The organism is Ruegeria sp. BG5 (assembly GCF_056538425.1).
On record NZ_JBQFTC010000013.1, the window covers coordinates 20,054 to 27,298 of the forward strand.

7 protein-coding genes are annotated in these 7,245 nt (G+C 58.1%); 3 read left to right on the forward strand and 4 right to left on the reverse strand.

The window, feature by feature from the left end; all coding sequences use genetic code 11:
* The first annotated feature begins 64 nt into the window (after positions 1–64).
* Together ACR0KX_RS20925 and ACR0KX_RS20930 are read left to right on the forward strand one after the other, a co-directional pair.
* Positions 65–1,273, forward strand: coding sequence for an MFS transporter (locus ACR0KX_RS20925; protein ID WP_480708762.1), 1,209 nt, complete (start codon positions 65–67; stop codon positions 1,271–1,273).
* A gap of 103 nt (positions 1,274–1,376) precedes the next feature.
* On the forward strand, positions 1,377–2,357 hold the full coding sequence (locus ACR0KX_RS20930; protein ID WP_480708763.1) for a hypothetical protein: 981 nt from the start codon (positions 1,377–1,379) through the stop codon (positions 2,355–2,357).
* Positions 2,358–2,363: 6 nt separating this feature from the next.
* Here the strand turns inward: ACR0KX_RS20930 and ACR0KX_RS20935 are convergent, their stop codons facing one another.
* The 3 genes from ACR0KX_RS20935 to ACR0KX_RS20945 form a co-directional block, all read right to left on the reverse strand.
* Positions 2,364–3,521, reverse strand: coding sequence for a M20 aminoacylase family protein (locus ACR0KX_RS20935; RefSeq protein ID WP_480708764.1), 1,158 nt, complete (start codon positions 3,519–3,521; stop codon positions 2,364–2,366).
* Between the two features lie 78 nt (positions 3,522–3,599).
* Positions 3,600–4,520 (reverse strand): sulfurtransferase, encoded by a 921-nt coding sequence (locus ACR0KX_RS20940; RefSeq protein WP_480708765.1) that lies wholly within the window; start codon positions 4,518–4,520, stop codon positions 3,600–3,602.
* A 225-nt stretch (positions 4,521–4,745) separates the two neighbouring features.
* On the reverse strand, positions 4,746–5,138 hold the full coding sequence (locus ACR0KX_RS20945) for a GFA family protein (RefSeq protein WP_480708766.1): 393 nt from the start codon (positions 5,136–5,138) through the stop codon (positions 4,746–4,748).
* Positions 5,139–5,524: 386 nt separating this feature from the next.
* Here ACR0KX_RS20945 and ACR0KX_RS20950 point away from each other — a divergent pair, with 386 nt between their 5' ends.
* A complete protein-coding gene (locus ACR0KX_RS20950; protein WP_480708767.1) occupies positions 5,525–6,304 on the forward strand; it encodes a methyltransferase domain-containing protein in 780 nt (259 codons plus the stop codon).
* Positions 6,305–6,316: 12 nt separating this feature from the next.
* Here the strand turns inward: ACR0KX_RS20950 and ACR0KX_RS20955 are convergent, their stop codons facing one another.
* The gene (locus ACR0KX_RS20955) at positions 6,317–7,021 is read right to left on the reverse strand and encodes an SDR family NAD(P)-dependent oxidoreductase (protein WP_170624939.1); all 705 of its coding nucleotides are present in this window, start codon (positions 7,019–7,021) and stop codon (positions 6,317–6,319) included.
* Positions 7,022–7,245: the final 224 nt, after the last annotated feature.

Genomic DNA, 7,245 nt, shown 5'->3' on the forward strand with positions numbered 1-7,245 from the left:
CAGGGGGACTAAAGCGGCTAACTCTGTCTGGCGCAGTATCACCCCTTTTGTTCGACAGGGTATTATGTTTCAGAACCGAGCCATTCTTTTCATACTCATTACCCTGATGATTGACGCCATCGGCATCGGCATCGTGTTTCCGATCATGCCGGATCTGATGGACCGGGTTGGCGCAGGCGATACGGGGCAAGGGGCGTTCTGGGGCGGGCTGCTGATGGCAGCCTATGCAGGGGCTTTGTTCCTGTGCGGTCCCATTGTTGGCAGCATCTCGGACGCGGTTGGCCGCAGACCGATACTGATCGCGGCCCTTGCCATGCTGGCGGTTGACTATGTCATCATGGCTTTAGCCAGCAGTTTCTGGCTGCTTTTGCTGGGGCGAACGCTCGCGGGTCTGGCCGGGGCAACCTATATCACCGCAACCGCCTATATCGCGGATATCTCGACCCCCGAGGAAAAGGCAGCGAACTTTGGCCTGATCGGCGCGGCCTTCGGGGTTGGATTTGTCCTTGGCCCCGCCGTTGGCGGCATCGCTGCGGAAATCAGCATCGCCGCGCCGTTCTGGATTGCCGCCGCATTGTCGGCGGGCAACGCCTTGTTCGGCGTGTTTGTACTGCCCGAGAGCCTGACGCCGGACAAACGCCGCCCGTTTGGCAAGCGTGATCTGAACCCGTTCAAGTCGATCTTTGACGCCTTCCGCCTGCCCGGGCTTGCGGTCCCGCTTTTGTGCATTTTCATCTTTGAGTTTGCGAACATGGTCTACCCGACACTCTGGGCCTTCTGGACGCGCGAGGTGTTCGACTGGCCAACCCTTTATATCGGATTGTCGCTGGCCGGCTATGGCGTGCTGCTGGCGTTTGTTCAGGGCGGGTTGATGCCGATCTTCATCCGGTGGATGGGGGATTACCGCACATTGATGCTGGGCATGGTCTCGGCGCTGATCGGCATGATCGGGTTTGGCTTCACTGGGTCAATTGCTGCCTTGGTCGTCTTTCTTCTGCTCGCCGCGCTGTCTGACATGGTTCCACCCCTGATGACGGCAATGGCGTCGAACCAGACGGATGAGGATCGGCAAGGTGTGGTGCAAGGGGTCATCGCGTCTTTGTCCTCGGTCGCGGCCGTTTTGTCCCCGCTTGCACTGACCGGGATTTTTCATGCGTCTGTGGACAGTGATGGCATCTATTTCCCGGGCGCACCGTTTCTGTTCGCGGCCGTGCTGGTTGCGGCGATGCTGCCGTTGGTGATCCGGCTAAAGGGCCACGCGCAAGAAACCTAGGATTTGTGGCAACAGGCAGCAGTCTTAAGTGTCTGCCGTGCCCCCAAACCCCTGCAAGTTGTGATAGATTGAAACTGAGGACATTCTGGCAGGAGATTTCCCGTTGCGACAGAAATCGATCCGTCTTGCAGTCACCATCATGACCCTTGTCGCGTCGGCGGCGGCCTTGCCCGGACGGGCCAATGCCCTGTCATCGGAAATCCCCGTCTGGCTGCAAAAGCATGTGGGAACGGGCGACGGCCAGATCGCGCCTGTCGTACTGCAAAGGGCGCGGGCACTGTATCAGCAGAAAACCCGGCAGGGTAAGGTCAGCAACCCCTGTTATCTTGCCAAAGACGCGACCCGCCCCAGCACTGCCCGCAACGGCAGCCCCGGACGCAGGTTCTATGTCATCTGTGAATCTCAGCGGACATTCCGCGCCGTTTCATCCGGGTATGGCAATGGGCGAAAACTGCAACGCGCCAATTTCGCAAACGGGCGGCAATGTGCGAAGAATTTCAGCAATGCCGAAGGATCAAAGCTGACGGCGGGCGGGGCCTATGTCACCGCCGAAACCCGAACGTCCTTCAAAGGGTTTTACAGCCAGTCCGGCCAGACCAAGCCGTTCTATCGCACGTTTCTGTTGTTCGATGGCGAAGGCGAAACCAGCAATGCGCGTGAAAGGGCCATTGGTGGCCATCCTGCCGTTTTCCTGAAATGGCAATGTCGGTTCAAGAACCCCACAAGCTCTCATGCTGATGATGACGGCTATGTCCCTTATGGACGGTTGGTGAACTACACGGGCGGGCGCAGCAACGGCTGCACCACGTGGTCGGAATCCGCCTCGGAAGAGATCCTGGCACTGGTAGAGGGCAACCCGACGACGCTCTATATCTATCCGGAATCCAAAGACATCAACGCGGTTGCAAAAGCGGTGAGCAAGGGGCGATCACTGTCGCGCGCGGGCGTTTATTGGAACGCCGTGTGTCTGCAAGCCATTGGCACACCGAAATTCTGGCCCAAACGCACCCTCCAACCGATCATAAACCAATGGAGGGACTCTCTGCCCAAGCAGCCGCCCTTGGAACTGCCGATCTGCAAATAGCGGGGTCTAATCCGAACCAACGGGCAGCCGGTTGCGCACAAGTTCCACAAACCACTGAACACCGGGAACAAGCGCTGCGTCATTGAAATCATACCCGGCGTTGTGCAGCGGTGCGCTGTCGCCGTTGCCAAAATTACCGAACGCACCGGGCGCAAGTTTCAAAGCTTGAGCAAAATCCTCGGATGCACCCATGGGGCGGGCATCCGGGTCCGTGCTGTTTTCGCCGAACACCGATCTCGCCGCCTGCAGCGCGTGCTGCGTCGCTTCAGCGTCATTCACCAGTGGGACAAACACACGCTCATACTCAACGTCTGCGTCGCAGTCATGGGCCATGGCCATGCCGTTCGCGATGCGGCGCATCGATTCTTCGATCCGGTGACTGACGGCATCGTCGAAATGGCGGCAATCGCCTTCGATGCGCGCCTCGCTGGCAATGGCGTTCTTGACATTGTCACCCGCAATCGACGTCACCGAAACAACCGCAAGGGCCGAGGGGTCTATCGCCCGGGATACAATCGTCTGAAGCTCGCTGACGATGGAACAGGCGCACAGGATCGCATCCTTGCAGTCCTGCGGGCGCGAGGCGTGGCCGCCGCGACCGCGCACGGTTATGCGAAACCCGTCCTCGGCACCCATGAATGGGCCGGGTCGGATTTCAAACGCCCCAACGGGAAGGCCCGGCTTGTTGTGCAGACCATAGATTTCGTCAAATCCCAACCGCGATCCCAACCCGTCTCGGATCATGGCCTTCATGCCCTGCCCCCATTCCTCGGCCGGTTGAAAAACCAGCCGCACGGTTCCGTCAAACCTACCCTCTTGGGCCAGAACAGCAGCAGCGCCCAGCAGGATTGTCGTGTGTCCATCATGACCACAAGCATGCATCAGGCCGGGTTTGGACGACGCGTAAGGCAGATTGGTGGTTTCATGGATTTGCAGACAATCCATATCCGCGCGCAGTGCAATCGTTCTATCACCACGTCCCCGCCGCAGCGTGGCGACGACACCGGTGCCACCAATTCCGGTCTCGATATCCTCGATCCCGAATTCCTTCAGTCGCTTGACGACAAAATCCGCCGTGGCCTGTTCTTCGAACCCAAACTCTGGGTTTTGATGCAGGTGTTGCCGCCATTGGCACAGGGATTTGGCGAGATCGTCGGAAACCAAGCTGTCATCCTTTTTTGTGGCTGGCAGCCGGGATGTTGAGTGCAAAACCGAAAGTATGCAAGGGCCGTGGGCCGTTGTTTACGACGTTTCAATCGGAAGATTTTCGTCCGCGCTCCACTCGGCCCATGACCCGTCATAAAGTCGAGATGTGTCGAACCCCATATAGCGCAACGCAAGAAGACCATTGGAAGCCGCCAAACCGCGGCCGCAATAGGCAATGACCTCATTTTCAGTCTCTATGCCTTTATCGCGGTAATGTTGCAGCAGGCTCTTTTGGTCCGACAGCCTGAATGAGCCCCGTTGCCGCAATTTCTCTGCCCGTTCGGCTATGGGTGTATCGGCCAAGTCCGGATCGATATTCGAAATCGCGGGGATGTTGACCGCTCCGGGAATATGCCCGGACCGCCCGCCCCATGTATGAGAGCCCTGCCCCCGATAGAGATCGTTTGGCAGGAAGTCGACAATCCTGACGTTCGGGTTTCCAAGCGCAGACAAGACCTCAGCCTTCCGGGCGATCCAGCCGTCTTGCGCCCTGGCTTCAAAATTCCCCGGCTTGACGGAAATATCGCCGGATTCGGTGGGTCGGTCTTCCAGCTTCCATTGCTGCAGTCCACCGTCCAAGACCTGCACGTTGTCATGGCCAAAATACGACAGCGCCCACCAAAGCCGCGCGGATGCCAGCGGCAGGCCCGAGTCATCATAGACGACAACATGACTGTCGCATGAAACACCAAGATCGCGCATTTTCCGGCCAAAGTCGTGCGGGCCCAGCATCATGTCAGGAATGGTCTGTGTACTGTCGGCAAGTTCTGTGGACATGCCGACATAGACTGCGCCGGGGATATGCTCGGCCTGATATTCTGACCTGTCATCAAAGGCCACGCCCTTGCCGTTTTCCTCCCGAAACTTCCATCGGACGTCAATGATCCGCAGCTTCGGGTCGGTCAGATGATCTGCCAGCCAGGCGGTGTCGGTAAGTGGGCGAAGGCTCTTGGACATCCCTACGGCCTCCTTCAATCAGACGTGGGTCGCGCCGAGGCAATTATCCATCGAATCTGCGCCCGGAGTCCAATTTTCGAAGTTTTTGTACTTTCCGACAGCCTTCCTGCCCCCGCGTGGCTGCCTGCCAGGAGCGGTTCGATCAGCTTGTCTGGCGCATCCAATCCAAAAGCAATTCCGATTGAAGCGCTATCGCCCTTGATTGCACAAGATGGCCGCGATCGCTCAGGTATCTTGCGGGATCACCGCATCATCCCAACATTGCGCAGCGTCAGAATAGATCGACTTCTCGGGGGCGTATTTGGACGGATCATCCAGCGCGGCGGCGTGAACATAGATCAACTGGCTCATCATTTCACTGCGGCGTGTCAGTTGTGATCCGCAATTCGGGCAAAACCCGCTAAAGGTCAAGCGACCCGATCCGCCTGTCATCTGATAGGTTTTGCAAGCGTCGCCAATTCTGAAGGTTTCTGCGATCAGCGGCATCATCTCGGAATGGCCCGAGCCTGTCAGTTGCTGGCAATCCCGGCAATGGCATCGAAACATCGGGGCGTCCCCGCGCACGCCCTCAAAGCGGACCAAACCGCATTTGCACCCGCCAAGTAGCTTTTCTGACATACTGCCCCCTCCGTTGCCCGAGCATAAGAAGAGATTGCCTGTGAGTCATGAATTTGATTGCCGCTCGTCAATTGACGCCAGATTGACTTATTGCAACACCCACCCGGCATTGGTCGGTCACAAACGCTATGATGTGACTTTCGTTGCGCCATACCTCCTTGGCGGGCGGGACACATGGGTCACTCCAAACGTCGAAGCCTTCAGATCCTGGGCCTATTCCAGCGCCGCAAAAGATCGGGCGGCAGTTGGGTATCGGGGAACCGTTTAGCCAGCCACCAACTTGGCGGTACCCAGGCGCTCGGGGCGCTTTCCATTGTTTCAAAAACCCGTTTCGGACTCAAAAGCGACCAATCTGTTAAGATCGGCGGAGTGGTAGGGGGAACAAGATGCTGAATTTTGATGCCGAGACAACAAAAATCCTGGAAAACGCGTATCAGGGCGCTGACATAACGCGCAGGCGACAGGCTTCATTCGATGCCCTCTGCCCTGCGCCGGGTGAAACCATATTGGATATCGGATGTGGCAACGGCTTGCTGACTGCGGAACTGGCCCGCGCAGTTGGACAGAAGGGCCGCGTCATCGGGATTGACCCCAGCGACGACATGACGGCGGCTGCAAAAGCCCGCTGCCGTGACTATGCCTGCGTCGAATTCCGTACCGGCGTCGCCAATGCGCTTCCGTTCGAAGACGCCATGGCGGACAAGGCGGTTTCGGTGCAGGTGTTCGAATATGTCGACGATATTGACGGGGCATTAGCCGACACAATGCGCTGCCTGAAACCCGGTGGTCGGCTGGTTGTCAGCGATCTGCATTTTGACACCCTGATCTTGTTCAGCGATGCGCCAGAGAGGATGCAGGCCATGAGATCCTCATGGAACCAGCATTTTGTCAGCGGGTCTGTGCCGGAAAGACTACCTGCGTTGATCAAGGCACGGGGTGATAAGGTGGACGAGGTTCGGTCGATAACACTGGTAGATCATCAGCTAAAGCCGGACGGCATGGCAACCATGATGTTGCATCTGATGAGGCAATTTGCCGTTGCGAACGCGCATGTCGACCCCGCCATTGCGCAGGCGTGGTTTGACGAACAACAAAGCCTTGCCGAGGCAGGCCGGTTCTTTTTCTCGATAACGCAATTCATCATCATTGCGCGCAAACAAACCTGACCGATAGCCGCGTCACCACTTTTCGCCAAATGGGCGAATATCCAACTCGAACGTCCAGGCCGATCGGTCCTGTCGCGCCAGCATCAGCGCGGTTTCAGCTATGTGGACAGGGTTGATGAAGAAGTCATCCGGTTTGTCGGGCGCGAAACCCGTCCGGGTGTCTTCTGTGTCGATCACGCCGTCGATGACCATGTAGGCCACATGCACGCCCTTCGGTCCAAGTTGTTTTGCAAGCGCATTTGCCAGCACACGTTGCGCGGATTTTGACGGCGCAAAAGCGGTTGTCCAGAGATTGCCGCGCAGCGCTGCCGTAGCCCCGGATACGATGATCACGCCCGACCCACGCCCGGCCATTTGCGACCCCAGCACTTTGGCCGTAACAAACAGCCCCAATGCGCCTACGCGCCAGCTTTGTTCGAAATGAACCTCGGTCACATCGTCAAGCGTTCCGAACTGAGCAAGGTCGGCATTGTATATGGCGACGTCGATCTGGCCGAACTCATCCTCGACCGCTTTCAAGGCGCCTCTGAGGTTGTCGGGATCTCCGGCATCGCAGGCAAAGGGTTTGACCTGCGGGTCAGATGCGCCTGCGCCCCCGATACCGGCCCCCGACCTGCTGAGAAGCGCAAGGGTGTATTCGGCCTTCCTGAACACTTCGGCATATGCGGCCCCAAGACCCGGACCGTACCCGATGATTGCGCAGACACCCGCACTCATATCGATCTCCTCCGTCGCGATTGTCACCCAAGGCGCATCTTAGCACATCCGTTGGACTGATGCAGATTGGTGGCGATCAGAACCCGTTCCGCGCCCCGTACGGCATGGAAGCGATGGCTATGCGCCGCGCTTGCGTTGCGCGTCCCGGACCAGCGCCGCAAGCCGATAGAAGCCGTGTGCCATTTTTGTGTAGGGCGTCAGCAGGAAGAAGGTCAGGACCGATC